This is a genomic window from Sandarakinorhabdus sp., assembly GCF_051860625.1.
Lineage (GTDB): Bacteria > Pseudomonadota > Alphaproteobacteria > Sphingomonadales > Sphingomonadaceae > Sandarakinorhabdus.
This window is the reverse complement of record NZ_JBHYDQ010000016.1, coordinates 45478-72050: the sequence shown is the minus strand read 5'-3', so window position 1 is coordinate 72050 and position 26573 is coordinate 45478. Positions and strand designations below refer to the sequence as shown.

Here is a 26573-nt window from a genome sequence, read left to right as displayed (position 1 = left end):
GAGAGACGGCGCAGCCGGCCCGGGAGAGGGGTAGCCAACGGCGCCGACAGAGGAAGAACAAGGAGGCCTCCGGCGGGGGGGGGGGGGGGCCCCCCCCCCCCCCCCGGCCCATGGTCAGGCGGTCTGGATCAATCTTCGGCTTCGACGGTCGGGGCGCCGGGGCCGTTTTTCTTGATCGATTCGATGGCGTTGATTGCCGAGGATTTCTGCGAATAACCCTGCGTCGAGAACATCACTTCGCTGTTGTACTTGAAGCGGACGCGATACTCGCCGGCTTTGTCCTTGTAGATTTCGAATTTGTGGCCCATCGTCTGTTCCTCCCCCGTTATGAACCAAGGTTAATCCGCGTTTCCGGCAGCGTCAACCGGGCCCGGCCAGGCCCCCGACCAGGCCATAAATCACACAGGCCTGCGCGCTCATCTCGCGCAGTGGCGGCTGCAGCGTGACCTGCACGCCTGCGGCACGGTCCTCCAGCGACGGCGGCGGTGCGGGTGGCGGTGGCGGCGCAGCCAGCTTGGCGCCGGTCACCATGATCTGCCGCGCATCGACATCGGCTGGCGGTACCGGCGCGCCATAGCTGGGCCAGCCGGCCAGCACCTGCGTGGTGCAGACGCTGCCCGACGGATCGATGATCTTCACCGGCCCCAGCCGGGCGCCCGCGGCTGTGCTGGCCAGCCGGGCGCGGCGCGCGGCGTCTTTCACGGCCGCCTCGTACAGCGCTGTCTTCATCTCATTGTCGGGCTGAAGATTGAACCCCGGCCGATCGATTGCCGACGGCTGCGCGGCCACCGCCAGGCGATAGACGCGCTCCAGCAGCGCCATGTCGCGCACCTCGATGGCCAGTTCGGCCGTCACCTCATAGGCATCGATGCGGTCAGCGCGCTGGTTGTCGACCAGCGAGCCATCCTTCTGACGATACTGGTCATATAATGGCCGCGTCGACAGGCTGGTGTTCAACCGCACCCGCTCCGCGCCAAGCGCTGCCAGCGCGGCATCGAGTTCGCGGGCCTTGGCGGTGGCGCCACTGGTGGCAGCAGCAGCGGTCTTTTCCACCACCGAAAAGCGGGCAGCAAAGCGCGCCCGGTTGGCCGGCACCTCGGTGCGGACATGGCCCATGGCCGCGATCACCGGGTCCTTCATCCACCACGGCGCCGGGATGAACGGCTGGCCGATGGTGGCGGGCGGGGTTTGCGCCAACGCCGGCGCGGCGATCAGGGCGGCGAGAAGGGGGAGGGTTTTCATGGGGATGCCTTCGCCGTTGCGAATCTCCCCTCCCCTTTAGGGGAGGGGTTGGGGGTGGGGAAGGGCCGAAGAGGGTGAGTTAGGGCGCGGCCGGCGGCAAAGCCGCCGAGTCCGCTGAGGTCAGAAAGAAGACAGGAAGAAAGAGCGTGGCGAAGCCACAATGCCTGCCCCGGACGTGATCCGGGGTCGAACGAGTCAAAAAGGGCGGCCTGTTGGGGCCGCCCTTTTCGCTCGCCGTCCGCGCTGCGCCGAGTCTGAAAATAGCTGCGCTATTTTCAGCCGGCTTAGCGAGGCGCCATACGGATCGCCCCGTCCAGCCGCACATCCTCGCCGTTGAAATAGCTATTCCGGCACATTTCCACGGCCAGCGATGCATATTCCTCCGGGTTGCCCAACCGCTTCGGGAACGGCACCTGAGCGCCCAGCGCGTCCTTGACGGGCTGCGGCGCACCTTGCAGCAGCGGCGTGTTGAAGATGCCGGGCAGGATGGTGTTGACGCGGATGCCTTCACCCGAAAGGTCGCGAGCGATCGGCAGCGTCATGCCGACAACGCCGCCCTTCGACGCCGAATAGGCCGCCTGGCCGATCTGGCCATCCTCGGCCGCCACGCTGGCAGTGTTGACGATGGCGCCGCGTTCCCCGTTTTCCATCGGCGGCAGGCTCAGCATGCCGGCGGCCGATTTGGCGATGCAGCGGAAGGTGCCAACCAGGTTGATCTGGATGATGCGATCGAATGCCTCCAGCGGGAAATGCTTGATGCTGCCATCTTCCTTCGAACGGCTGGCGGTCTTGATGGCGTTGCCGGTGCCGGCGCAGTTGATCAGGATGCGTTCCTGGCCGATGGCGGCGCGCGCCTTGGCAAAGCCGGCGTCCACCGATGCTTCGTCGGTGACATTCACATTGCAGAACACGCCGCCCAGTTCGGCCGCGACAGCTTCGCCCTTTTCGGCGTTCATGTCGAAGATCGCGACCTTCACGCCATGGCTGGCGAGCAGCCGCGCCGTTGCAGCGCCCAGTCCCGACGCGCCGCCCGTGACCACCGCCGACAAACCTTCCAGTTGCATCTCACTCTCCCCATCGCATTTTCGTGTGCGCTCCGGTTATGGGCAGGCGCGCGCAGCCGTGCAACCTTTCCAAACCGCCAGCCTGTATCGCTCAGGATCGCGCCGCGCGCCGCACCTGCGCTTCACGCACCGCCAGATAGATGGTGGAGCCGAGAATCAGTGCCCCGCCGGCCAGGGTGAGCCAATCATAACGCTCCCCGAACAACAGCACGCCGGCAGCGGTAATCAGGCCAAAGCGCACGAAATCCAGCGGCAGCACCGCCGAAGCTTCCGACAATGAGAAGGCGCGGCTGAGGGTGAGCTGGCCAACCGCGGCCATCGCACCGATTCCGGCCAGCAACGGCCAGACCGCAAAGGGGGGCATCGTCCACACGAACAACGCGACCGCCAGGCTGGGCAGCGTGGTCAGGATGAAGGTCCACGCCGCCACCGCCCGGCTGTCATCCACCCCCACCAGGCTGCGCATGGCGACAATCGAATAGCCGGTGGCGACCGCCGAAATGATCGCTGCAACAATGCCGGCACTCAAGGGCACCGACCCTGGCCGCAGCACCAGCAACATGCCGGCAAAGCCGATCGCCAGCGCCACCACCCGCCGCACGCGGATCACTTCGCCCAGCATCAGCACGGCGCCGATCGTGCCGAACAGCGGCGCGGTGTAGTTGATCGCCAGCACATCGGCCAAGGGCGCATTGGCCACCGCGTAGAATGTGCCCATGGTGGCCACGAACCCCGAGGTGGCGCGGCCGAGATGGATGCGCAGCCGATCCCGCCGGATCAGACCGGGTGTGCCAAGCAGCATCGGCAGCAGGAACATCAGGCCCAGCAGGTTTCGGAAGAACACGATCTCGAAACTGTGCAGGTGCCGCGCGGCATAGCGGATCATCACCCACATCGCGGCAAAGGCGAAGCAGGCAACGATGAACCAGAAGGGGCCGGATCGAAATAGGCGCTGCACCTGCCCCGGTTAGGCTTTGGCGCCTCAGCCGTCCAGCAGGCGCGCCAGCGTGGCGACGTCGCTGTCGATCTCGCTGTCCTTGCCGCGCAGCTCCTCGACCTTCTTCACCGCGTGCATCACCGTGGTGTGATCGCGATTGCCAAAGCGCCGGCCGATTTCCGGCAGAGAGCGCGGCGTTAGCTTCTTGGCCAGATACATGGCGATCTGGCGCGGCCGGGCAACATCGCGTGAGCGGCGTTCCGACAACAGGTCCGACATTTTCAGACCGTAATAATCGGCGACCTTGCGCTGGATCTCGTCGATGGTCAGCTTCTTCTCGTGCGCGCGCAGCAGATCGGCCAGCGTTTCGCGGGTGAATTCCAGCGTGATCGGCTTGTTCACCAGCAGCGCGAACGCCGTGACGCGATTGAGCGCCCCTTCCAGTTCACGGACATTGGCCGTGATCTTGCGGGCCAGAAATTCGATGACATCGTCCGGCACGGCCACGCGATTGGCCAGCGTGCTGACCTTGGCGTGCAGGATGTTCAGCCGCAGCTCGTAATCGGCCGGATTGATATCGGCGACCAGGCCCCACGCCATGCGGGACAGGATGCGATCCTGAATGCCTTCGAGATTCTGTGGGCTGCGGTCCGCCGTGATCACCAGGCGTTTTCCAGCGCCGATGATCTCGTTCATCGTGTGAAAAAATTCTTCCTGCGTCGATTCCTTGCCGGCGATGAACTGCACATCATCGATCATCAACAGATCAACCGAGCGCAGCCGCTGCTTGAAGCTGATCGTGTCCTTGGCGCGCAACGCCGCCAGAAATTCGACCATGAACTTTTCCGCCGACAGATAGGCAACCCTGGCATCGGGGTGACGCGCCAGATAGATATTGCCGATGGCGTGCATCAGGTGGGTCTTGCCCAGCCCGGTGGTGCCATGCAGGAACAGCGGGTTGAATCCCGGCGCGCCCGGTTCGGCCATGGCCAGCGCCGCGTTGTAGGCCAGCTCGTTCGACTTGCCGACGACGAAATTGTCGAAATTGTAACGGGCATCGATCGGCACGGCCTGGCGCACCACAGCTGGCATGGCGGGGCTGTGCGTGGCGGGGCCGGGCATGGCGGGCTTGCCGGCAGCTGCGGACGCAGCAGACATTGCGCAGCCGGTTTCGACCAGCACGCGGCGCACAGCCGGCTGCTGGGCGGCCCAATGCCGGCGCAACAGATCGGCAAAATGGCTGGTCACCCAATCGGCAGCAAAGGCACTCGGCGCGGCCAGGCGCACCGTGTCACCATCGGCGGACACCAGCGCCAGCGGCCCGAGCCAGGCATCAAAGCTGTGATCACCGGCATCCTGGCGCAGCGCGGTGCGCACCCGGACCCATTGTTCACGGGCCTGGAGATCCCGCGCCGGGCGATCGGGCCCGGCAGCGCCGCCGAGACCCATTGCGGTCGGCTCGCGCCCCGCCGGACCCTCAACCGGCATGACTGATGCAACCGACGACAACACGTATTCCAACCTTTCCGCCGCCCCCGGCGCTGCCAGGCACCCGGCTGGGTGCCCTGATGTTTCATCGTCCGTCGTCGCCCTGCACCATGCCCCGCAGCGAGGGCGCACAAAGGCACCCGCGCCCACACCAGGGCACAGCCGGCATTCATCTGTCTGCGATTGGCCCTGGTGGCGCTGGGAACGCCGGTCGGGTCAAACCGAGGTTCAATTAAGCAAGCGGGCGGGGAGGCGGCAAGCAGCCAATTTGCATCCAGCCCCAAATAAAATGATTGACACCCCTGTGACAGGCTCTCCTTCGACAGCCATTCAAGCATCTGGAATCATGCGCCGAATCGCAACCAGCCCTGCCGCTGTTCCAAGTTGTGCCAATGGCCAAGTGATTGGATTTTTTGTGTCAAAGCAATGACGCTTTGATGACAACCAAAGCGTTAACAGGATCGATTTTGCCTGAGGGAATATCCCTGCCTTATACCATCGTTCCCGCATAGTTCCGGGTCGCGCAGCCAAATTGGCGTAAAATTATCCGCGACTCGCACGCCAGGCCGGCAAGGCCGTTGCGACTCGCGAATGAGGGTCGCAAACAACAACAGGGCGCACCGGTCGGGCGCGCCCTGCTGCAGGAATAATCCGGGCCGTCGCAAGCGCAGCCATCAGCAAGCAATCACAGGCGCAGCCTGCAAACGGCGGCTCAGGCCGAGATTGCCTTCACGCGGCTGGCGAGCCGGCTGATCTTGCGGGCAACCGTGTTCTTGTGCAGCACGCCCTTCGACACACCGCGCATCATTTCGGGCTGGGCCGCCTTCAAGGCTTCGGCAGCAGCCGCGGCGTCGCCGGCGGCCAGGCTCGATTCCACCTTCTTGACGAAGGTGCGGATGCGGCTGACGCGCGCCTTGTTGATCGCGGCACGGCGGTCGTTGCGGCGGATGCGCTTTTCAGCCTGGGGCGTGTTGGCCATCGTTGTCCTGCAATATCATGTGTTGAGCCTGACATGTGATCGCCCGGAACCTGCCGGACAGACTACATGGGCGCTCACCTTGGGGTGCACGCCAGAAGCCGAGCGCTTTAGGTGAGGCGCGCCGCAGCGTCAAGCGATTCACGCTGCCGTCAAATGCGCGGGGCCGGCTGGCAGGTCGGGCAGAAGAAGCTGGATCGGCCGGATTGCACAATGCGCGCCACCGGCGTTGCACACAGGCCACAGTCGGCACCCTCCCGGCCGTAGACCGCGAAATCCTTCTGGAAATAGCCCAGCGTGCCATCGGGCGCCGCATGATCACGCAAGGTCGATCCGCCAGCCGCGATGGCCTCCATCAACACTGCCGGGATCGCTGGCGCCAGCCGCGCCACCTGCGCCGGCGTCACAAGCGCGCCCGGCGTTTCGGGATGGATGCCGGCGCGGTACAGCGCCTCGCACACATAGATATTGCCCAGCCCGGCAATCAGCCGCTGATCGAGCAGCAGCGCCTTGGCCGGCGCCAGGCGATTGGCGAACATGCGCGCCAGCAGCGCTAGGCCAAAATCCGGCCCCAGCGGCTCCGGGCCGATGCTGGCCAGCAGCGGATGCTGGTCGGCCTGCGCCGTCGCCACCAGATCAAGGCTGCCAAAGCGCCGCGCATCATTGAACGCCACCACGCGGCCATTGCCGGTTTCAAACACGACATGATCATGCTTGCCGATGTCGGCGGGATCGACCCGCATCCGTCCCGACATGCCGAGATGCAGCACCAGCGTATCGCCGCGATCGGTTTCGATCAGCCCATATTTGGCGCGCCGGCCCAGCCGCACCACGGTCGCGCCGGTCAGCCGCTGTCCCAGGCCTTCCGGCAAGGGGCGGCGCAGATCGGGACGATGGGCGACAACGCGGGTGAACACCTGCCCTTGCCACACCGGCTCCAGCCCGCGCATCACGGTTTCAACTTCGGGCAACTCGGGCATCCCCGCGACATAGGCGGCGTTTGCATGGCCGCCAAGCCTCGGCTAACTGGCGACTGCGAAAAGGACAGGTGATGAGCGAGACCGTCAGCTTCGGCTATGAAGAGGTTGCCCCGGCAGAAAAGACCCGGCGGGTGGGCGAAGTCTTCCGCTCGGTCGCCAAGCGCTATGACATCATGAACGATCTGATGTCGGCCGGCATGCACCGGCTGTGGAAGGATGATTTCGTCCGCCTGGTGGCCCCGCGCGCCGGGGAGGATATCCTCGACATGGCCGGCGGCACTGGCGACATCGCGTTTCGGCTGGAAAAATCCGGCGCCAACGTGACCGTGGCGGATATCAACGCGGCCATGCTGGAAGTCGGCATGGAGCGCGCCGCCGCACAAGGCCTGACCAGCCTGATCTGGCGCGAGCAGAATGCGGAAACGCTGGATTTCCCCGACCGCAGCTTCGATGCCTACACGATCGCCTTCGGCATCCGCAACGTCACCGACATTCCCGCCGCGCTGGCCGAAGCCCACCGCGTGCTGCGCTTTGGCGGGCGGTTTTTCTGCCTGGAATTTTCCACCACCACCTGGCCCGGCTTTGCCGATCTCTACGACGTCTATTCCGAAAAACTGGTGCCGCGCATCGGCGAGATCGTCGCCAAGGATGGCGACAGCTACCGCTATTTGATTGAATCCATCCGCCGTTTCCCCAGGATGCCGGAATTTGCCGCGATGATCGGCCGCGCCGGCTTCAGCAACGTGAAGGTGCGCCCGATCCTGGGTGGTGCGGTGGCCATCCACAGCGGCTGGAAGATTTGATCATAACATGCTGATGGCCATCCGGCATCTCAGCCGGCTTCTGGTGTGGGGCCGGCGCATGGCACGCCATGGTGCGTTGCGCCCCTTCGAGGATGCGCGGCTGCCGCTGCCCATCCGGCTGGTGGCGCACGTTGCCCGCCTTGGCAGCGGTGCGCCGACCACACCGGATTTTGCCGGCGGACTTGCGGCCGTTGGCCCGGCCGCCATCAAGCTGGGCCAGGCACTGGCCACCCGCCCCGATCTGATCGGGCTGGACGCCGCCGCCGATCTCGCGCGCCTGCAGGACAATCTGCCGCCGGTGCCGTTCAGCGAGGTGGAAGCCCAGATCAACGCGGCCTGTGGCGGCAAATGGCAGGACAAGTTCCTCAGCATCGAGCCAGACGCGGTCGGCGCTGCCTCGATCGCCCAGGTGCATCGCGGCATCACCAGCGACGGGCGTCACGTCGCCATCAAGCTGCTGCGCCCCGGCATCGAAGCCGATGTGTCCTCGGCGCTGAAAACCTATGAATGGGCCGCCGGTCATCTTGAAACCCTTGGCGGCGAATTTGCCCGCCTGCGGCCGCGCGCCATCATCGCCACCTTCAAGAGCTGGATCGAAGCCGAGCTTGATCTGCGCCGCGAAGCCGCCAATTGTTCCGAGGTCGGTGAAATCCTGGCCGGTGAAGCCGATTTCGTGGTGCCGGCGGTGGATTGGCAGCGATCGACCCGCAAGATGCTGGTGATCGACTGGATCAACGGCACCAAAGTGTCGGATCGGGCCGCCATGGCGGCGCTGGATATCGATCGCAAGCATCTGGCGCGGGTGCTGGTGCACGGCTTTCTGGCCCAGGCCATCGCCAAGGGCTTTTTCCACGCCGATCTGCACCAGGGCAATCTGTTCATCATCCCGCCGGCCGGCCCGAACGACCATGCCCGCATCGGCGTCATCGATTTCGGCATTGTCGGCCGCATCAACCGCCGTGCTCGCCTCTATCTGGCGGAAATCCTGCACGGCCTCGTGACCGGCAATTATGCCCGCGTCGCCGAAATTCATTTCGAGGCCGGTTATGTGCCGCCGCATCACAACCCGGCGGCCTTTGCCACCGCCTTGCGCGCCGTGGGTGAACCGATCCGCGGCCGCCAGGCCAAGGATATTGCCATCACCGGGCTGCTGGAGGGCCTGTTCTCCATCACCCGCAGCTTCGACATGCCGGTGCAGCCGCACCTGTTGTTGCTGCAGAAGACCATGGTGATGGTGGAAGGCGTCGCGCTGACCATCGATCCCCAGGTGAACATGTGGGAAGTCGCCGAACCTTATGTGCGCGACTGGGTGCGCGACGAAATGGGCCCCGAAGCGCTGATCGCGGATACGCTGGTGCTCAACATGCGCGCGCTGAACCAGTTGCCGCGCATTTTCCGGCAATGGGTCGCGGCCAACCCGATGCCCGGCGCCGCGCCGCCGCAGCCGCCCTTGCCGCCCCTGCCGACGCGCAGCGGTGCAGGATGGTCCACACCCTGGCTGCTGCTGGCCGCCGGCATCGGCGCCGCGGCGGTCGTCCTGCTCGGCTAATCCCACCCCCGGCCTCTCCTCCGGCTTGCAGCGTTCGCGCCAGAAGCGTAGAGCCCCGCCCATGAAAGTCACCGTCACCGTCACCCTGAAAAATGGCGTGCTCGACCCGCAGGGCCGGGCCATCGAAGCGGCCCTGCACGGCCTCGGCTTCGACGGCGTCACCGCGGCGCGCGCCGGCAAGATCATCGAACTGGAACTGGCCGACGGCACGGCCCGCGAGACGGTCGAAGCCATGGCCCGGCAATTGCTGGCCAACACGGTGATCGAGAATTTCCGGATCGACATGCCGTGAAGGCCGCCGTCATCGTCTTCCCCGGCTCCAACTGCGACCGCGATCTGGCCGACGCCATCACCAAGGTGAGCGGCCGGGCACCGGCCATGATCTGGCACCGCGAAACCGCACTGCCCGATGGCCTGGATTTCATCGGCATCCCCGGCGGCTTTTCCTATGGCGATTATCTGCGCTCCGGCGCCATGGCCGCCCGCTCACCGGTCATGCAGGCCGTCATCACCGCCGCCGGCCAGGGCCGCGCCGTGCTCGGCATCTGCAACGGGTTCCAGGTGCTCACCGAAGCCGGCCTGCTGCCCGGCGCGCTGATGCGCAACGCTGGCCTGAATTTCGTCTGCCGCCCGGTGGCGCTGACGGTAGCCAACAACCAGTCGATCTTCACCAGCCACTACAGCGCCGGGGAAACCATCACCATCCCGGTCGCCCATCACGATGGCAATTATGTGGCCGATACGGCCACGCTCGACCGGCTGGAATCCGAAGGCCGCGTCGCCCTGCGCTATGCCGAACCCGTCAATGGCTCGGCGCGCGATATTGCCGGCATCCTCAATGATGCCGGCAATGTGCTCGGCATGATGCCCCATCCCGAACGCGTGATCGAAGCCGAACAGGGCGGCACCGACGGCCGCCGCCTGTTCGAAGCCGCCCTGATGGCGCTGGCCTGACCGTCCCGCCATCGCCGCCAGCATCCGCAGCGCCGGCCGAAGAACCAATCCCCCTCCCCAAGCTGCCGGTTTGCGCAGCACCCCGAGCCGGGATAGCGTAGCGCACCGTAACACTGGGAGTTTTCGCCATGGGCGAACCTTATGATTTCATCATCGTCGGCGCTGGCTCTGCCGGTTGTGCGCTGGCCAATCGCCTGTCGGCCGATGCCGGCACCCGCGTCGCACTGCTGGAGGCCGGCGGCAACGACAACAACATGCTGATCCAGATGCCAGCCGGCATTGCCCAGATCATTCCGCCGGAAAAGACCAGCCCCTATGATTGGGGTTTCTGGACCGAGCCGCAGCAGCATCTCGACAACCGCCCGCTCTATTGGCCGCGTGGGCGGGCGCTGGGCGGGTCGTCGTCGATCAACGGCATGGTCTATATCCGCGGCCATGCCAGCGACTATAACCGCTGGTCACAACTTGGCCTGACCGGCTGGGGCTGGGACGATGTGCTGCCCTATTTCCGCAAGGCCGAAGACAGCGAGCGTGGATCGGATGAATTTCATGGGGTCGGCGGCCCCTTGCACACCAGCCGCAAGGGCGCGCTGCCGCACACGCTGAACGCGGCCTTTGTCGAAGCCGGCGTGCAGGCCGGATACCCCCGCACCGATGATTTCAACGGGCCGCAGTTCGAAGGCGTTGGCCAATATGATGCCACCATCAAGGATGGCGAGCGCTTCTCGGCCGCCAAGGCCTATCTGACCGCCGAAGTGCGCAAGCGGCCGAACCTGACCATCCTGACCGGCGTGCAGGCGCAGCGCGTGATCTTCGAAGGCAAGCGCGCGGTCGGCGTGGATTACAGTCAGGCCGGCAGCCAGCAGCGCGCGATGGGACGCGAGATCATCCTGTGCGGTGGCGCGGTCAACAGCCCGCAACTGCTGATGCTTTCGGGCATCGGCCCGGCCGCGCACTTGCGCGACCATGGCATCGACGTGGTGGTGGATGCGCCGGATGTGGGCGGCAATCTGCAGGATCACCTCGATGTGATCGTGCAGTGGCTGTGCACCCAGCCGATCACGCTGAACAATAATTCGAAATTCATCAACAAGATGCTGGCGCTCGGCAAATGGGCCTTGGCGCGCACCGGCAATGGCGCGCACATGCCCACCCCGATGGGCGCGTTCCTTTCCACCCGCGAAGGGCTGGCGGCGCCCGATATCCAGATGCATTTCATGCCGGTGCTCGGCAATCCGCATGGCCGCGGCACGCTGGGCGCCCGCCATGGTTATCAGGTGCACGTCTGCCAGCTCCGCCCGGAAAGCCGCGGCACCATCCGGCTGAAGTCGCCCGATCCGTTGGCCCACCCGGCCATCGACCCCAATTATCTGAGCGCGCCCGAAGATGTCGAAACGCTGACCCGCGGCGTCGAGATGGCGAGGGCCATCGGCGGACAGCCGGCGCTGGCCGCCTATAATGCCGGCGAGTACTGGCCGGGGCCCGACGTGACCACCCGCGACGCGCTGCTGGCCAAGCTGCGCGGCTGGGCGGAGACCATCTATCACCCGGTCGGCACCTGCCGGATGGGCGTGGACGACACCGCCGTTGTCGACGGCCAGCTCCGCGTCAACGGCGTGGAGGGGCTGCGGGTGATCGATGCCAGCGTGATGCCGTTCCTGGTGTCGGGCAACACCAACGCGCCCACCATCATGATCGCCGAAAAGGCCGCCGACATCATCGCGGCCCGCACCAGGCTGGAACGCAAGCTGGGTCTCGCCGCATGAGCCCGTTCACCATCCCGTTGCACGAAACCGAAGCCGCATGGGTGCGCGACCGCGTCGCAGCCTATCGTTGGTTCGAAGAACCGCCGAATGCCGGCTGGAAGCACGGCGCCAACCGCGATTACATGCAGCGATTGCAGGCGCACTGGCTGGAGCGCTTTGATTGGCCCGCCGCCGTCGCGCATCTCAATCGCCTGCCGCACGTGCGGGTGCCGGTGTGCGAAGACGGCGGTCAGCCGTTCCACCTCCATGCCGTGCATCTGCGATCGAGCCGGGCAGACGCGCGCCCCCTGCTGATCGCGCATGGCTGGCCAGGCTCTATCCTGGAGTTCGACGCCATCATCGAACGGCTGGCCGAACCGGAAGACCCCACGGCGCCGGCCTTCCATGTCGTGGCGCCATCGCTGCCCGGCTATGCCTGGTCAGACCGGCCATCAGCCCCGATCGGCCCGCGCGAAGTCGCCCGCCGTTATGACGCGCTGATGCCGGCGCTGGGTTATGATCGCTACCTCTATCAGGGCGGCGATTGGGGCTGCGTGATCGGCGGCTGGATCGGCCTCGATTCGGCACGGGTGGATGCCATCCACCTCAACGGCTTCGGCCTGCGCCCCGCCGACATGGCGCCAAAAACCCCCGAAGAAGCTGCCTGGCTGGGCAAGGCCGTGGCGGTGCGCGACACCGAAACCGCCTATCTGCAATTGCAGGGCACCAAACCGCAGAGCCTGGGCTTTGCGATGATGGATTCCCCCATGGGCGTCGCTGCCTGGTTTGCCGAGAAGTTCGTCGGCTGGAGCGACGTGACCGGCGATTACACCGATCCGCCGTTCACCATGGACCAGTTGCTCACCAACATCATGATCTACCTGACCACGCGCAGCTTCCTCACCGCGACGTGGATCTATCGCGGCATGTTCCTGGAAGGCGGCTTTGCGATGCCGGCCGGCAGCCGCGTGACGGTGCCCACCGGCGTCGCCGCCTTCCCGCGCGACCTGCTCGCCTTTCCGCCGCGCGCCATGGTCGAGCGTGGCTATAATGTCGCGCATTGGACGACGATGCCGCGCGGCGGCCATTTCGCCAGCCTGGAAGAGCCAGAGCTGTTTCTGGCCGATCTGCGCGCCTTCGCTGCCGGCCTGTGAACCCGGTCTGGGAGGTATCGCCGGGCCTGACCGACTATCCGGCGGCGCTGGCCCGCATGCAGGCCATCGCCGCCGGTATCCGTGGCGGCACCGAATCGGAACGGATCTGGCTGGTGGAACACCCACCGCTCTACACCGCCGGTACCAGCGCTGATCCGGCCGAACTGCTTGATCCCACGCGCTATCCGGTGTTCGCGGCGGGTCGCGGCGGTCGCTACACCTACCACGGTCCCGGTCAGCGCGTGGCCTATGTCATGCTCGATCTGGCAGCGCGGGGCCGCGATGTGCGCTGCTACGTCGCCGCGCTGGAGCGGTGGATAATTGACGTACTCGCCGATCTGGGGGTGCCGGCGCGCGCCATTGCCGGCAAGATCGGCGTGTGGGTGGATACGTCCGCCGGCCCCGCCAAGATCGCCGCCATCGGCGTGCGCGTGCAGCGCTGGGTGTCCCTGCACGGCATTTCCATCAACGTTTCACCGCAAATGGCTGATTTCGGCGGGATCGTGCCCTGCGGCCTTGCCGAACCGGTCACCAGCCTGGCCGCCTACGGTTGTCAGGCTGATATGGATGCCCTAGACGAGGCGATGTGGTGCATGCTGCCGGCAATGCTGGCACGGCTCGTCGCATGACCCTTGCATGAACGAACGTCACTCTTGCAGGATTTCTTCGGCATCGCTAATGCATACCTCAGTTGGGGGATTAAGGCCGTGCCGACCCAACTCGTCCTGGGTTCAGGCGACACCGTCCAAGGAGTTTTAAACATGAACATCGTCGAAAAGCTGAAGACTGCCTCCATCATTGCCGGCGCCGCTCTGCTCGTCGTTGCTTGCGGCGAAAAGAAGGCTGAAGAAGCCGCTCCGGCCACCACCGAAGCTCCGGCTGAAGAAGCCATGGCGCCCGACGCCGCCACCACCGAAGCTGAACCGGCTGCTGACGCGATGGCCCCGGCCGATGCGATGGCTCCGGCCACCGACGCGCCGCCGGCTGAAGCTCAGTAATTTCGCCTTTTTTGGCAAATTGCTTTAGGAAGGGCCGTCCCAGCCGGGGCGGCCCTTTTTCTTTGCAAAGGATAACAAATGAGCCTGGAACAGATTACCGAACAGATGACCACCCGCATGGGCGATGGTGGCCAATTCAAGAAGTCGGTGAAGTTTGATTTCGGCAGCGATGGCTTGGTGCGCATCGACGACACGGTGAGCCCGGTCGTTGTGAGCAACGAAGACGGCCCCACTGCCTGCACCATCAAGGTGACCATGGCCGATTTCATGGAAATCGCCACCGGCAAGCAGAATGCCCAGATGGCGTTCATGATGGGCAAGCTGAAGATCGAAGGCGACATGTCGGTCGCCATGTCGCTCGGCAGCATCCTGGGCTGATTCGCACGCCGCCGGGTCGGCCCATGGGTGCGGCCCGGTGGCATTTCCCCCACATCGGAAATTTTGATGAAGTATAGATTCTCGCTGTGGTCGGCTGGCATCAGCCTGGTACTGGCAGGTGCTGCCGAAGCGGCTCCGGTGCCGCCCAAACCAACCCCGCGGCCGGCGGCCAAGATCGCCCCGAAACCTGCCGTCAAACCAGCGCCGAGGCCTGTGCCAAAGCCAGCACCGAAACCAGCACCGAAACCAGTTGTCGCCACGCCGGAAGTGCCGACCACGCCAGGCATCATGGTGCCAAAGGCCATCGTGTTGGTGAGACCGACACCGGTCGAAGCCCGCGCCCACGCCGTATGGATGCTCCGCGCCGCGCTGAACGTGGCTGCCTTGCAATGCCAATATTCGCCATTTCTGCGCAGCGTCGACAATTACAACCAGATGCTGCGCAAGCATGGCGCAGAATTGGTTGCGGCACAGAATATGATGCTCGGCCATTTCCAGCGCACCATGAAAGCCGGCAGCGCGGCGGGCTTCGATCGCTACAACACGCGCAGCTACAACAGTTTTTCGACCCTTGATGCCCAGTATAATTTCTGTTGGGCCGCCGGTCAGGCCGGGGCGGCGCTGCGCCTGGCAGAGGTCGGCAGCATGGCCCAGGTGGCCGAGACCATGGTGCCGGTATTGCGTGCGGCGTTGGCGTTGGTGCCGCCGGCCGCGGGGCTGGTGGTGCCGCCGCCGCAACCCTTCCCGGATTTCGTCATTGCGGAAACATTCGTGGACGAGGCAACAGCCGGCCGCAACTGAAGCCAAACCCAGCCTGAAAGAACAAAGGCCGCTCCCGCCAGGGGGCGGCCATTTTTACGTGAGCCCACAAACCGGTGCAGGCACGAAAAAGGGGGCGCCGCGATTGCCCGCGACGCCCCCGATTTTTCGTGCCTGTCGGCTGCTTACTGCGGCTGGCAGGGACCGGTCGGCGCTGGCGCCATGGCACCGCTGAAGGTGATTTCCACACGACGGTTCTGCGGTTCGCGCACGCCATCGGCGGTATCAACGAGCGGACGACCTTCACCAAAGGCTTCGGTGGCGATCGCGTCGCTACCCACACCCTTGCCGGCCAGATAGGCCTTCACGGCATCAGCGCGGCGCTGCGACAGCTTCAGGTTGTAATCGTCCGGACCGGACTTGTCGGCGTGGCCGGCAAGCACAACGCGGGTCTGGCCTGTGGCCATATACTGCTCGGCAGCACGATCCAGGATCGCAGCAGCTTCGGCCGTGATCGTCGAACGATCCCAATCGAAGAACACCAGGAACGGACCCGGTGTCACGGCAGCCGGCGGACACGGCGGCAACGGCGGCGGCGGTGGCGGCGGGGCCGCAGCTACCGGCGGCGGCGGTGGCGGCGGTGGTGGCGGCGCAGCCTCAGCCTGGAAGAAATTATAGGTCAGCGTGAACAGCACGCTGTGGCTGCGGAAGCGGGTATCGATCGGCAGGCCATTGTTGGTGAACGCATCGACATTGGTCACGTTCAGATAACGATATTTCAGACCGATATCGACATGGTCGCTGATCGGCTTGTACACGCCGGCCAGGATATTCCAGGCAAATGCGGTATCGGCATCGTCAACGAACACACGGCCGGGTTCGCGGATGCGACCAAAGGTGGTCACGCGCGCTATACCGGCACCGGCACCAACATAACCGCCAGCCGCCTTGTCCTTGCCGCCGAAATCGACGAGGCCGTTCAGCATGAAGGCCAGCGCGCTCGCGGAGCCACCGGAATCCCGGTACTGACCAAGCGGCGGCGAGCCAAGCAGACCAGTGCCGTTCTGATTGGTGTAATTGATCGGCGGGGTAACCGCGTTCACATTGTTGGTGCGGTTGTTGAAGCGCAGGTAGTTGAGCGCGAATTCGGTCCGGAAGCCGCCGAAATCATAACCGATGTTACCACCAGCATCGAAGCCGGGGAAATACACCTGCTTGATGGCGTTGTTGACGGTCGCTGCGCGGTTGGCCGTCGAAATGTTGAGGTCCTGATTCTCCAGCAGGCCAACGCCCGCTTCCAGACCAATATACCAAGCCTTGTCCTTCGCCACGGCTGCGCTCGAGAGCGCAGTTGCAGCGAGGGCCAGGCCGATCGCAAATTTGCGCATCGTCTTCCCCTTTGTGTGGCCAGTCAAACACTGGCATCCAGCAATCTCTACCCTAGCGTATTGCCCGGGCGCAAGCACGTATTGTCCGGCTCTGTTGCTGCGCTGCCACAGGTAGTCGGGGAAAATGCAACCATTTACCGGCGCTTCACACCAGCAAGCCTTGTTGCTGCAGCACCGTGACCAATCCAACAATTGCCATCCGTGCTTCACTGTCAACCGTGACGCCGCCACTGGGCATGGCAAATGCGGCTGGCGCTGCCAGATGCCGCACCAGATGCCAGCCACCGGCATAAACAAGCAAAACCGCTTCATCCACGACCATGGCCATCTGGCCGCTGCGCGGCGTCTGCGCCAGCCAGCCATTGCCCAACCAGTGCATCAACGTGCCTGCCGCCTGCTCCCAATCCGCGGCACCATCGGCCGGCACGATCCACACCGCCCCGGTGTTCGGGCTCACCGGTGGTGCCGTCACGCCACGCGACTCCACCGCCAGCGTCACCAGCCGATCAATCGCCAGCAGCGCATCATTGTGGGTCACATCCTTCTGGCTTTGCCCGGCTGCCAGCAACGGCAGCGCCAGGCGCGGAGTTTCCGGCATATCCCTCTCCTCTTCAGTCTATTGCCAGGCTTGCGGTGCGGCCCGGCATGCTGCCCAGTTGCGCAACATCCAGCCACAACGGCCCCGGCCGCTCCGGAAAGGCCCAGACCGGTTCGCTCACCTCTGCTTCGGCCACGGTACCGATCGCATCGCGCAAGCGTACCCGGAAGGCGATTCGCGCCTCGCCCACCGGCACGTCGCCCCCATCCGGCCAGCCAAAGCCGGCGCGGCTCTGCGCGATCCACCCGAACTGCAACTGCCCATCGCGACGCACACAACCCAGATGCACCGGCGCCAACGGCTGCAGCCCGGCACCGCCCACCATCGCCGGCTGCGCAGGCACCCCCACATCGCCAACCCCGGCCGCCCGCAGCAGGATCGTCTGCCCCAGCAGTTCCAGCGGCACATCCAGGCGGAGCAAGGCGCCGCCATCGATCAACACGAATCGCTCGCCGGCCACATGCCCGGCCACCGCCCACTCGGTCCCCCGCCGGCCGCGCAGCAAGCCCGCCAGCCGAAACCGCCGCGGCGCGATGGCCTGCACGCTGCTGAACTGGATCAACTCGTCACCGAGCAGCGCCAGATTGGCCCCGGCCAGCACCGAGGCTTCCGGCCGGCTTTCCAACCACATCGCATCGTTCAGCAGTTCGACCTCGACCTGGCCAAGGCGATCCCAGCCGGCCGCCAGCGCCGGCGCCAGCACGGTCACCGCCTGGCCCAGCACGGTCGCCCCCAGATTGCCGACCCGCTGCCAACTGATGCCGGCATCCACGCTCACCACCACGTCTGCACGCCGCCAGCCGGCACTGGCACCGGCGCCACCCAGCCACAGCCGCGGCCCCGCCGGCAGCTCCCCTGGCAACGGCGGCAGATCGAGCGCCAGTAAGGTCGTCGGCCCGGCCGCCCGATCGCCATGATCCAGCCCGCGACCAGCATCGCTGGCCAGCAACGGCGCCGCCGCGCCCGGCACCCGTGCCAGTTCCAGTGTCAGCACGAACCCGGCAAAGCGCAGCTCGCGCAATTGCCAATCGCTGCCATCCAGCCGCAGCACATCGCCGGGCCGCAAGCCCAGAAAGCGCCACGGCAGATGCAGCGTCCGGCGCTGACGCGCCGCCGCCAGCCGCAGCAACCGATCCTGGCACAGCGCCTTGGCCGCCACCGCCGACAGCACCAGCGGCAATGCCACATTGTCCACCCGAGCGCCGCTGCGCAGCCGGGCGCGCTGCAGGCCAGGTTGATAGTCGCGGCTCTCATCGAAATAGCCCAGCTCGACTGCATCGGCGGCCGTGTGGCTGGCGGCCCGAAAATGCCGATCGCGAACCGCCTCACCGCCATTCGCCCGCGCATTGGCAGCATCGCCTGCCGCAATCGACAGCACCGGCAGCCCCGGACCGACCAGCGCGGTGCCAGCCGCCAGCACTGCACCGGCCGCCTGTACCGCGGGCGCAATCGCATCGGCCAACGGCCCGGACCGGCCGAGATAAAGGCCATCGACCACCGGAAAGCGCCCGCGCACCGGCAACGCCACATCCACCTGCGCCGCCACCGCCGTGATCGCGCTGCCCAGATCAACAGGCTGCGCATCGGCAATCACTTCGAACGCCAGATTGGGCAGGCGATTGCCGAATTCGGCCAGCGGCAGATCCTCGAACACAGCCACCGCCAGGCCGCGAAATGCCGGAGCGGCGCCTTCGGCCGCGGCAATCAACGGGTCCGGCGCTTGCCGCTCGCTGCCGGGCAGCAGCCGCATCGTCACCGGTTGCAGCCACTCGCCAGCGCCATCGCGCAGCAATTTGCCGTCGGCCCATACCCGGCCGATGGCCTGCACTGGCCCGCGCGCCAGCAGCACGGCAAAGCTCGCCGAATAGCTGATCCCGCCACCCCCGCCCCGCTTGCCGCCGCCGGGCGTCGCCGTTTCGCGGATCGGCGCTGCCCAGATGACATTGCCGGCCAGCCGCATGCGGCCACGCACCACCGGGATCGGCTCACCATAGCTGGCCGCCTGCACTTCGGGCACCGCCTGCCGCCCCGCACTGCGCCGGCCACCCGCCAGGCTGCGATCGATGGCACCGCCGAGCAGCGTACCGACGATGCCGCCAAACGGGCCCAGCACCGCCCGCCCGACCACGCCGAGCACCAGACTGGCCATGTTGCTCCACCCTTTCCCGTCACCCCGGCGAACGCCGCGGCCCATCACCCACGCTTCGAAACCGCCGCGTCACCGCACCCCCGGCAGCCCCCACACCGCCGCCACCGGCCAATCACCCGGCACCGGCCCCTCCACCACCAGCCCCAGGCCGGCATGGGCATGAATGATCCCGACATCGCTGAGCACGCCCATGTGGCGATGCCCGGCCGCCAGCCGAAACACGATGATGTCCCCGGGCTTGGCGCGCCGCACCCGGCGCAGGCGCAACGCCCGCACGGTGTCGGCCAGCAACGCGCCATGATCGCCGCCCAGCGCATAAACCGGCAGCGCCGGCAGCGTCACGCCGGCCCCGGCCGCCGCCAGCAGCACCACGCCGACACAATCAAGGCCCAGCCCCGGCACCCGCCCCTGCGGCCGAAACCGCGTGCCGATGCCCGCACGCGCCGCCGCCAGCGCCGCCCGCCGGCGCCGCGAAAGTTTCACCGCCGCGCGCATCAGAACTGATACCGCGTCAGCAGGTCCGCGCCCGGCACCTGCGGTTCGCCGCGGAAATTGGCGGCGTTGCCAAAGCGGTCGCGGCAGGTGGCAAAACGCTTGTCACACCCCTCCTGCACCTGCACCCGCGTGCCCGCCGCCAGCGCCAACGGCTCATCGAACAGCAGCCAGCCGTCATCCTCGGCAATCAGCCGCCGCTCCAGCCCGGCCTGCGGCCCATCCAGCACCAGCAGCGACCCCTGCGCAAAATCCGCCGCCGTGATGCCATCGGCGCGCACCCGATCCGGTTCGGCCTCGGCCAACAACAAGATCGGTTCGCGGCCGCGCAGGCTGACCCGGCAGCGCGCATCACCCAGTTCGGCGCGGCATTCCGGCGAACACAGCTCGACCGCGCTTGCCGCCAGCGCTGCGCCAGGCCCGAGCAGCTCGGCGGTAAAACTGGCGTCCGCCCCGTCACCCACCGCCACCTCGCCCAGCGTGCCGCTGGCCAGCACATGGCGGCCAGCGTCCGGCACGCGCCAATCGACCAGGAACAATTCCACCCGTGCGCCATCCCAGCGCCCGGCCAGCAGATCGCTCGCCGTCAACGCCCCGGCCGACAGCGCCCCGGCCACTTCCATGTCGTTGGCCTCCAGCCCGTCGCCGAGCACGACCGCCGACGGCGTCATCCCCGGCCGCGCCAGATGGATCAGGCCATCCACCAACAACGCCGCATCATGGCTGGTGAAGCCCAGCGCCGCGCCATCGCGGCGCACCAGCCGCCAGCACAGCGCCAGATGAGTGAGATCATCGCTCAGCATCTCAATCCTCGCGGATTTCAATGAGCGGCACGCCAGGCAGCTCGCCGGCCTGCCAGCCGGCGATCGACACCGCGATACGGTCACTGGCGAAGCGCACCGGCACATCAAAGCGATAGCCGGCCGTGACCAGCGCGCCCGGCGGCGGTGGTGTGGCAAAATCGATGTGGCCAGCCTCACCTAGCGTCCAGCCGGACTGCGCCACGCCGTTCACCGCCACCAGCACCGTTTCCGGCCACGGCCTTGTGATTCGCCGACGCTGCGGCGGATCATCGGCAAGGCCATCATCGCCATACAGCTTCACCAGCGCAAAACGGGTGGTGCTGCCATCGCCCACCCCCAGCGGCTGATCCGTCGCCGCCGGCTCGCCCGCCATCGCCGAACTATTGTCGAGCGGATCGAGAAACCGAAAGCCATGCGCCTGCCCGCGCCGCGCCCGGAAAAACGCCAGCAATTGCGCCAGATCGGCTTCTGACCGCACGCCCAGCCCGGCATCATATTCCAACCGCGCATCGGCCCATTCGGCGTTACGCTGCTCGGCGCCCGAACCCGTCACCACCACCTGCGTGGAAAAGGCCGGGCCGCCGGCGGCGCCATAGCCCAAATGCAGCGGGAAGCGCACATCGTGAAACGCCGGCATGGCATCGTCTCCATCAACAAGCATGAAGGGGGTGAAGCCGTCGCGCGCCACCTGCGGCCAGGCCCAGATGAAGCGTTCGGCCGCCGGCGACTGCGCGGCCGCCGTGGCAATCAGCGGCCATTGCGCGGCTGCATCTTCGGCATTCAGCACAAAACCCGCCAGATAATGTTGCTGGGCCAACGGATAACCCAGAAGCGCATCAACCGCTGCGCGCGCCCGCGCCTGCCCGGCCTGGTTGGCGCTAGTGACGAAGGTGTAATCCTCCAACTGTAACACATCATAGGCCGGCCAGGCCCAGGCAGCCGGCAGATTGGCGCGCGCCAGATCGGGCCGGTCATACAGCAACACCTGCGGCGCATAGAACAGCAGATGCGTGCGCACATCCGGCGCCGCTGCCCGCGCCGCCGCCACCATCCCGGCCGTGGCCTCGGCCAGCCGCGCGCCGCACCAATCGAGATACGCCTGCTCGGCCGGCGATTTGGCGCCCCGAATATCGGCCATCGGCGGCGGCGGCAGCCCGGTTTCGCCAGTCCAGCGCGCCACCGTCGCCGAATCATAAAGGCAAGGCCGCGCATCCGGCCCGACCCACCACCACGGCTCCCCCACCTGAAATGCCGGCGCCATGCCGGCCGGCACCAGCGCCATCGCGGCAGCGACCACGGCCTGCAACCAGGCCTGCGCTCCCGGATGGCACGGCGACAGCAGCGCCGACGGCGGCACCCAGCCGGTCAGGCCCATCGCCCCATCCACATCGCGCTGCGCCCAATCGGCCGGGCAATGCGCGGCGAACAACTCCATCGACAGCGACAGGATCGGCGCAAAGCCCAAGGCCTGCGCCCGCGCCAGAAAATCCGCATGCCAGGCCTGCGCCGGGCCACAAAAGGGCCGCGCCGGATCGACCAGATAATCATCCCCTTCCGGCAGCAGCGCCATGAAATGGCTCATGCCCAGATAGTGGGTGATCGCCCCCCGCCAGCCGAGCAGCAGCGCCTGCTCCAGGATGCGCTCCGGCGTCTGGTTGTAACTGTCGTCATAGGCGGTGCACAGCCGCCAGTCATGCGGCGGCAGCGCCGGCCGCCCGGCGCGCAGCACGGCGCCGTCGCCCTCCAGCAACAAGGTCGTCAGCCGCACCTCCGCCTGCGCCACCGCCAGCAATGGCGTGTCGGCACCTGTATAGCCCGGCGGCACCAGGCTGATGAACATGCGGTCGATATCGCCAGCCCACACCGGATCGGCCTCGGCTGGCAGCAGAAATCCGCCAACCAGCGCATCGAAATCCAGCGCAATTTCGGCATCCATCGGCGTGCCGACCGCATAGTTCCACAGCCGCACATACCAGGTACGCGGGCTGCCCGCCGCGTCCCGCCCCTCGATGGTCAGCACCGGGCCGTTCAGCACATCCAGCGCCAGCACATCGCCGCTCGCCTGCCAGCGAAACCGCCACAACAGCCCGCGATAGTCGCGCCGTTCTTCCAAAGCGCACAGCCGGTGGCTCCAGCGGTCCGCCGATTCCCAGATCAGCCCGGCGAGATCATTGCGCCGCTGAAATTCCAGCCGCACCACCACCGACTCTGCGCCTTCCGTCACCACGCTGGCCATCATCGGCCGCGGAAAATCCACCAGCCACCAGCGCGGATCGAACCGCCGCACATGCCGCGTCGCTTGCCTGTCGTCGGCGTCGGCCAGCCACCAGCGCATCATCGCGCCCGCTCCAGCGCGCGGGCGACGGCGCGCGCCACCTGGTTGCCGGTCTGCTGCATCACCGCCGCGCTGGCCTCGCGCGGCGCCGCAACATTCACAGTGATGTTCACCGGCCGCGCACCGGCGCCATTGGCCTCCACCCGCCCCGCCGCAGTGGGCACAAACACTTCCGGGCCACGTTCGCCAACCATATAGGCGCGCCCGGCGCTCACCGATCCGCCGGTGGCGCGCCCCGGCAAACCGAGCAGCCCGCCGATCACGCCGCCACCGCCACCGAACAGCGACCGCAGATCAAGCCGCAGCGCCTGGCTCGCGATATCGCCCAGCGCCGACACCGCAATGCGCCGCAGATCGTCAAACCCCAATTTGCCATCCGCCAGCGCCCGCCCCAGCGAACGACTGAGCCCCGCGCCTGCCCGCTCCAGCCCGGCCGCCAACGGGCCATCCAGCGTGCGCTGCACCTCCCCCACCCCGGCCAGAAAGCCGCCGGTGTCGGCGCGCAGCTTCACCACCAGCTCGTCCACCTCATCCATCGGGAAATGCCTCCATCAAGGCCGCAAGCTTCGCGGCATCGGCCGGCGCGGCCGGTGCCGTATCCAGCCCCAGCGCGGTCAACAGCTCCGCGGGCGTCGCCGCCCAGAACTCGCCCGGCCGCCAGCCCAGCACGGCCGCCGCGACATGCGCAGCCCGCCGCGCCGCATCGGCAAATGTCATTTGCCCGCCAATATCTGGCCCAGCAGCACGCGCAGCGCCGGCGTCGCATGCACCAGCCCGCCTGCCACCAGCGCTTCGGCAAATTCCGCCCGCTCGCGCCGCTCCACCAGGCAATGCCAGAACAAGCCGACCAGCTCGGCCAGCGTCAACTGCCCGGCCGCCGCCCGCTCACACAGGGCAAACAACGGCCCCAGCTCGGCCTCGGCCGCCACCAGCGCTGCGAACGTCGGCCGCAGCACCAGCCGCTCGCCACCGATCATCAGTTCCGCTTCGCCCCGCACGGCATTGGCCATCATGCCGCCACCACCGGCCCGCTGCTCTCCAGCGCCAGGCTGTAGGTGCGCTCACCATTGAAATCACCGGCGTAATCCAGCCGGCCGATCTGGAATCGCCCGCTGATCGTCTCGCCGCTTTCGAACTGCACCTGATAATCATCGATCACACCGGCCAGCGCACTGGCCTTCACCCGCGCTTCGGCCGCCGATCCGGTGAACACCCCCGATCCCGACAGCGACACCGACCGCACCCCCGCCCCAGACAGCAATTCGCGCCAGCCGCCCGAGCCCTGGTTGGTCACCACCACGCTCTCGGTGGCCAACGTCAATTGCGTGGTGCGCAAGCCCGCCACCGTGGTGAACGCCGGCGGCACCGCGCCATTGCCGACCTTCAACAGGAAGGCCGCGCCCTTTTCCATCGCCATGATCTTGCTCCTATTGTTCGTGCGTCAACACCCGGATTTCGATGCTCCCCGGCCGCCAGCCATCCTGCGCCGCGCCCACACCGGACCGCAGCAACTGCACCACCACGATGCGCGCGCCGTCCCGCACGCCCGCCAACGCCCGCAGCCGCACCTCGGCCGCGCCCAGCAGAGCGCGCAGCCGCGCCGCGCCGTGGCGATCATCCCAGATCGTCACCACCAGGCGCACGGCATGGCCGGTCTCGGTCTTGCTGCTCCAATCGGTCACCAGATCCGGCCCAATCACCGCATAGGGCGCCACCGCGTCAGCCGGCGGACCATCATACACGCCGGTCAGGCCGGGCAGATCGGCCAGTGCCGCTACCACCAAGGATTGCACCGCCAGGCTCGCGCTCATGCTTCACCTCCCGGCCACAACAAATCAGCGTCCGCCAAGGCATCCCGGCTGCCCCGCCGCCGCAGCAGCACCCCCGGCCCCAGCAGCCGCACCGTGTCATCGCTGTGCGTCACAACACCCTGCCGCTCCCAGCGCTGCGCCACCTGGCGGCCCAGCCGCGCCACCGCTGCCGCCGCCAGCCGATCCACGCGCCGCCGTAGCAGCACCGCAAGCGCCGCGCCCATCATGGGCCGCGCCCCTCACACAGAAAGGTCACCAGCCCCGGCGCCGCCGGATCGCGGGCCACCGCCAGTACCGCGAGGGCCACCCCGCGCCAGCGCAGCCGCACCTCAAGCCCCAGATCGCCGCGATCCCGCAGCACCACCCGCCAGCGCCGCACCTGCCGCGCGGCCGCGCCGCCCACCGCCGCCGCCAGTGCGCCGTCCGGCCGCAATTCGGCATGGGCGCGCCCCAGCACCACCCACGAACCCACATCATCGCCAGCCGCATCGCGCGCCGCCTGCCAGCGCTCGATCACCACCGCCTCGCTCAGGCGGCCCGCCACTTCGCTCATGCTCAACCCCCCAGCCGCATGCGCCGCCACGGCCGCCACAGCGCCGCCACCGCGGCCGGCGGCGGGCCGGCATCGGCGGCATCGCGATGGCTGAACAAATGGCTGACCAGCCGCACGATCCCGGCGCGCAGCGGCTCTGGCACGCCGTTCCAATCGGCACCCAGCCCGGCGCGAAACCGCACCACTGCCCGGCCATCAGGCACACGCACCAGCCGGACCCAGCCGGTGCCATCGGCGGCAATATCGCCCTGCCAATCACCGTCCGGCAACGCATCGCCGCCAACAAACACTCCCGAAATCGCCACGCATGGGCTGGCCAGCAACCGCTGCCAGGCCAGATCCCCCACCAGCGCCTTTTCACCCTCCCGCACGATCAGCCACTGGCCGATGAACGCCTCGCACAGGCCCATGGCAGCACGAATATGGCCGGCAATCGCTGCATCCTCGTCATCACGATCCAGCCGCAGCGCCGCCTTGCACTCGGATAGGCCCACCACCAGCGGCCCCGGTTCCAGCTCCACCATCACCGCTCCTCCACCCGCACCAGCAACGTGCGTTCATCACGGCTGCCGTCGTCCAGCGTCACAAGGTTGGTCACCCGGCAGACCTGCCCGGCCGTGCCGCCGCCCAGGCTGATCGCGGTGCGCCCGCCCGCCCGGCGCGGATTGGCCAGCGTCAGGCCGGCGTCGGGCTCCACACTCCACGCCGAAGCGACGATGGCGCGGCCATTCAGATAGCCCGCGTCCCAATCGACGACATGGTCCACCACCGCGCCGGGATCCTTCAGAAACAAGGTCATGTCGGGCACCTTCCTCAGCTGTTGCCGTTACACCGGCGCCGCCGCCGTCACCGTCCACGCCGCCACGCTCACGGCTCCGCCTTGCAGCACCGGCTGCGGTGGACAGGGCGTGACATAGAGCAGCCGTTCCCCCGCCCCATCCACCAGCGCGACATGATCGGCCGTGCCCGAACCCAGCGCCACCAGCCCGGCGCGCGCCGCCACCGCCAGCGTCCGGCCGCCACCATCAGCATCCGCCTTGCCGAAATCCGTCGGCGCCAACACCGCCTCCGCCAGAGGCGCCGCCACCGCCGCGGCAAAATCCGCTGGCGCCCCGGCCAGCACCAGCAACCGATCGGCACTGGCCAGCACATCCAGCCCGGCATCGAGCACCGGCTGGCCCGCAAATCGCGCCATCATCCCTCTCCCGAAAATGAAATATCAGTCGCCGCGCACCGCCAGCACCGGCACCGCCCGCACCGCCAACGCCGGCAGCAATGCCAGGGCGCGCGGCACCACGACCACCGCGCCGGCGTCGCCGATCGGCAGCGTCGCCGGCTGCGGCAACACCGCCACCGGCGCCACCACGGCCGGGGCCGACAGCAGCACCAGGAAGTGCGTCAGGATCATGCGCCTGTC

The 26573-nt window shown here is 67.1% G+C and carries 34 protein-coding genes; 10 read left to right on the top strand and 24 right to left on the bottom strand.

The window, feature by feature from the left end; genetic code table 11:
- Positions 1–128: 128 nt before the first annotated feature.
- From ACTIEZ_RS13945 to mutM, 7 genes are all read right to left on the bottom strand, one after another.
- Positions 129–308 (bottom strand): YegP family protein, encoded by a 180-nt coding sequence (locus tag ACTIEZ_RS13945; RefSeq protein ID WP_439547292.1) that lies wholly within the window; start codon positions 306–308, stop codon positions 129–131.
- Positions 309–360: 52 nt separating this feature from the next.
- Positions 361–1242, bottom strand: coding sequence for an SIMPL domain-containing protein (locus tag ACTIEZ_RS13940; protein ID WP_439547291.1), 882 nt, complete (start codon positions 1240–1242; stop codon positions 361–363).
- A gap of 284 nt (positions 1243–1526) precedes the next feature.
- The gene (locus ACTIEZ_RS13935; protein WP_439547290.1) at positions 1527–2306 is read right to left on the bottom strand and encodes an SDR family NAD(P)-dependent oxidoreductase; all 780 of its coding nucleotides are present in this window, start codon (positions 2304–2306) and stop codon (positions 1527–1529) included.
- A gap of 91 nt (positions 2307–2397) precedes the next feature.
- Positions 2398–3264, bottom strand: coding sequence for a DMT family transporter (locus tag ACTIEZ_RS13930; protein ID WP_439547289.1), 867 nt, complete (start codon positions 3262–3264; stop codon positions 2398–2400).
- Positions 3265–3288: 24 nt separating this feature from the next.
- Positions 3289–4731: a chromosomal replication initiator protein DnaA gene (gene dnaA / locus ACTIEZ_RS13925; RefSeq protein ID WP_439547288.1), complete on the bottom strand. Its 1443-nt coding sequence runs from the start codon at positions 4729–4731 to the stop codon at positions 3289–3291.
- Between the two features lie 712 nt (positions 4732–5443).
- Positions 5444–5710 (bottom strand): 30S ribosomal protein S20, encoded by a 267-nt coding sequence (gene rpsT, locus ACTIEZ_RS13920; protein WP_439547287.1) that lies wholly within the window; start codon positions 5708–5710, stop codon positions 5444–5446.
- Between the two features lie 149 nt (positions 5711–5859).
- A complete protein-coding gene (gene mutM, locus ACTIEZ_RS13915) occupies positions 5860–6687 on the bottom strand; it encodes a bifunctional DNA-formamidopyrimidine glycosylase/DNA-(apurinic or apyrimidinic site) lyase (RefSeq protein ID WP_439547286.1) in 828 nt (275 codons plus the stop codon).
- 71 nt (positions 6688–6758) lie between these two features.
- On the opposite strand from mutM, the gene ACTIEZ_RS13910 reads away from it, so the two are divergent.
- From ACTIEZ_RS13910 to ACTIEZ_RS13865, 10 genes are all read left to right on the top strand, one after another.
- Positions 6759–7490, top strand: coding sequence for a class I SAM-dependent methyltransferase (locus tag ACTIEZ_RS13910; RefSeq protein ID WP_439547285.1), 732 nt, complete (start codon positions 6759–6761; stop codon positions 7488–7490).
- A gap of 7 nt (positions 7491–7497) precedes the next feature.
- A complete protein-coding gene (locus ACTIEZ_RS13905; RefSeq protein WP_439547284.1) occupies positions 7498–9039 on the top strand; it encodes an AarF/UbiB family protein in 1542 nt (513 codons plus the stop codon).
- A 61-nt stretch (positions 9040–9100) separates the two neighbouring features.
- On the top strand, positions 9101–9331 hold the full coding sequence (purS, locus tag ACTIEZ_RS13900; protein ID WP_439547283.1) for a phosphoribosylformylglycinamidine synthase subunit PurS: 231 nt from the start codon (positions 9101–9103) through the stop codon (positions 9329–9331).
- The gene (purQ, locus tag ACTIEZ_RS13895; RefSeq protein ID WP_439547282.1) at positions 9328–9993 is read left to right on the top strand and encodes a phosphoribosylformylglycinamidine synthase subunit PurQ; all 666 of its coding nucleotides are present in this window, start codon (positions 9328–9330) and stop codon (positions 9991–9993) included. Before purS ends, purQ begins: the two co-directional genes overlap by 4 nt.
- Positions 9994–10121: 128 nt before the next feature.
- Positions 10122–11759 carry a GMC family oxidoreductase gene (locus ACTIEZ_RS13890; RefSeq protein WP_439547281.1) on the top strand — a complete coding sequence of 546 codons (1638 nt, stop codon included), beginning with the start codon at positions 10122–10124 and terminating at the stop codon, positions 11757–11759.
- Entirely contained in the window at positions 11756–12892 is a 1137-nt protein-coding gene (locus tag ACTIEZ_RS13885) for an epoxide hydrolase family protein (RefSeq protein WP_439547280.1), read from the top strand. Before ACTIEZ_RS13890 ends, ACTIEZ_RS13885 begins: the two co-directional genes overlap by 4 nt.
- On the top strand, positions 12889–13521 hold the full coding sequence (gene lipB / locus ACTIEZ_RS13880; RefSeq protein WP_439547279.1) for a lipoyl(octanoyl) transferase LipB: 633 nt from the start codon (positions 12889–12891) through the stop codon (positions 13519–13521). Before ACTIEZ_RS13885 ends, lipB begins: the two co-directional genes overlap by 4 nt.
- A 24-nt stretch (positions 13522–13545) precedes the next feature.
- Entirely contained in the window at positions 13546–13890 is a 345-nt protein-coding gene (locus ACTIEZ_RS13875) for a hypothetical protein (RefSeq protein WP_439547278.1), read from the top strand.
- A 78-nt stretch (positions 13891–13968) separates the two neighbouring features.
- Positions 13969–14268, top strand: a complete 300-nt coding sequence (locus ACTIEZ_RS13870; protein ID WP_439547277.1) for an SCP2 sterol-binding domain-containing protein — start codon at positions 13969–13971, stop codon at positions 14266–14268.
- A gap of 66 nt (positions 14269–14334) precedes the next feature.
- Complete coding sequence (locus ACTIEZ_RS13865) at positions 14335–15069, top strand: hypothetical protein (protein WP_439547276.1); 735 nt, start codon at positions 14335–14337, stop codon at positions 15067–15069.
- 143 nt (positions 15070–15212) lie between these two features.
- On the opposite strand, the gene ACTIEZ_RS13860 is transcribed toward ACTIEZ_RS13865, so the two are convergent.
- From ACTIEZ_RS13860 to ACTIEZ_RS13780, 17 genes are all read right to left on the bottom strand, one after another.
- Entirely contained in the window at positions 15213–16415 is a 1203-nt protein-coding gene (locus tag ACTIEZ_RS13860; RefSeq protein ID WP_439547275.1) for an OmpA family protein, read from the bottom strand.
- A gap of 145 nt (positions 16416–16560) precedes the next feature.
- Entirely contained in the window at positions 16561–17013 is a 453-nt protein-coding gene (locus ACTIEZ_RS13855) for a DUF2793 domain-containing protein (protein ID WP_439547274.1), read from the bottom strand.
- Positions 17014–17026: 13 nt separating this feature from the next.
- Positions 17027–19162: a phage tail protein gene (locus ACTIEZ_RS13850; protein ID WP_439547273.1), complete on the bottom strand. Its 2136-nt coding sequence runs from the start codon at positions 19160–19162 to the stop codon at positions 17027–17029.
- A gap of 69 nt (positions 19163–19231) precedes the next feature.
- A complete protein-coding gene (locus ACTIEZ_RS13845; RefSeq protein WP_439547272.1) occupies positions 19232–19645 on the bottom strand; it encodes an NlpC/P60 family protein in 414 nt (137 codons plus the stop codon).
- Positions 19646–19656: 11 nt separating this feature from the next.
- Positions 19657–20457: a DUF2163 domain-containing protein gene (locus ACTIEZ_RS13840; protein WP_439547271.1), complete on the bottom strand. Its 801-nt coding sequence runs from the start codon at positions 20455–20457 to the stop codon at positions 19657–19659.
- A gap of 1 nt (position 20458) precedes the next feature.
- On the bottom strand, positions 20459–22792 hold the full coding sequence (locus tag ACTIEZ_RS13835) for a DUF2460 domain-containing protein (RefSeq protein ID WP_439547295.1): 2334 nt from the start codon (positions 22790–22792) through the stop codon (positions 20459–20461).
- Positions 22792–23328 (bottom strand): tail tape measure protein, encoded by a 537-nt coding sequence (locus tag ACTIEZ_RS13830; protein WP_439547270.1) that lies wholly within the window; start codon positions 23326–23328, stop codon positions 22792–22794. The genes ACTIEZ_RS13835 and ACTIEZ_RS13830 overlap by 1 nt, the downstream gene beginning before the upstream one ends.
- The gene (locus ACTIEZ_RS13825) at positions 23321–23509 is read right to left on the bottom strand and encodes a phage tail assembly chaperone (RefSeq protein ID WP_439547269.1); all 189 of its coding nucleotides are present in this window, start codon (positions 23507–23509) and stop codon (positions 23321–23323) included. The genes ACTIEZ_RS13830 and ACTIEZ_RS13825 overlap by 8 nt, the downstream gene beginning before the upstream one ends.
- On the bottom strand, positions 23506–23805 hold the full coding sequence (locus ACTIEZ_RS13820; protein WP_439547268.1) for a GTA-gp10 family protein: 300 nt from the start codon (positions 23803–23805) through the stop codon (positions 23506–23508). Before ACTIEZ_RS13820 ends, ACTIEZ_RS13825 begins: the two co-directional genes overlap by 4 nt.
- Complete coding sequence (locus ACTIEZ_RS13815) at positions 23802–24209, bottom strand: phage major tail protein, TP901-1 family (protein ID WP_439547267.1); 408 nt, start codon at positions 24207–24209, stop codon at positions 23802–23804. The genes ACTIEZ_RS13820 and ACTIEZ_RS13815 overlap by 4 nt, the downstream gene beginning before the upstream one ends.
- Before the next feature lie 10 nt (positions 24210–24219).
- Complete coding sequence (gene gp17 / locus ACTIEZ_RS13810; protein WP_439547266.1) at positions 24220–24603, bottom strand: tail completion protein gp17; 384 nt, start codon at positions 24601–24603, stop codon at positions 24220–24222.
- On the bottom strand, positions 24600–24830 hold the full coding sequence (locus tag ACTIEZ_RS13805; protein ID WP_439547265.1) for a hypothetical protein: 231 nt from the start codon (positions 24828–24830) through the stop codon (positions 24600–24602). Before ACTIEZ_RS13805 ends, gp17 begins: the two co-directional genes overlap by 4 nt.
- Positions 24827–25156, bottom strand: coding sequence for a phage head completion protein (locus ACTIEZ_RS13800; protein WP_439547264.1), 330 nt, complete (start codon positions 25154–25156; stop codon positions 24827–24829). Before ACTIEZ_RS13800 ends, ACTIEZ_RS13805 begins: the two co-directional genes overlap by 4 nt.
- A 2-nt stretch (positions 25157–25158) precedes the next feature.
- Positions 25159–25680 (bottom strand): head-tail connector protein, encoded by a 522-nt coding sequence (locus tag ACTIEZ_RS13795; RefSeq protein WP_439547263.1) that lies wholly within the window; start codon positions 25678–25680, stop codon positions 25159–25161.
- Positions 25680–25955: a phage fiber-tail adaptor protein gene (locus ACTIEZ_RS13790; RefSeq protein WP_439547262.1), complete on the bottom strand. Its 276-nt coding sequence runs from the start codon at positions 25953–25955 to the stop codon at positions 25680–25682. The genes ACTIEZ_RS13795 and ACTIEZ_RS13790 overlap by 1 nt, the downstream gene beginning before the upstream one ends.
- Positions 25956–25982: 27 nt before the next feature.
- Complete coding sequence (locus ACTIEZ_RS13785) at positions 25983–26351, bottom strand: hypothetical protein (RefSeq protein ID WP_439547261.1); 369 nt, start codon at positions 26349–26351, stop codon at positions 25983–25985.
- 24 nt (positions 26352–26375) lie between these two features.
- Entirely contained in the window at positions 26376–26564 is a 189-nt protein-coding gene (locus ACTIEZ_RS13780; RefSeq protein ID WP_439547260.1) for a hypothetical protein, read from the bottom strand.
- Positions 26565–26573: the final 9 nt, after the last annotated feature.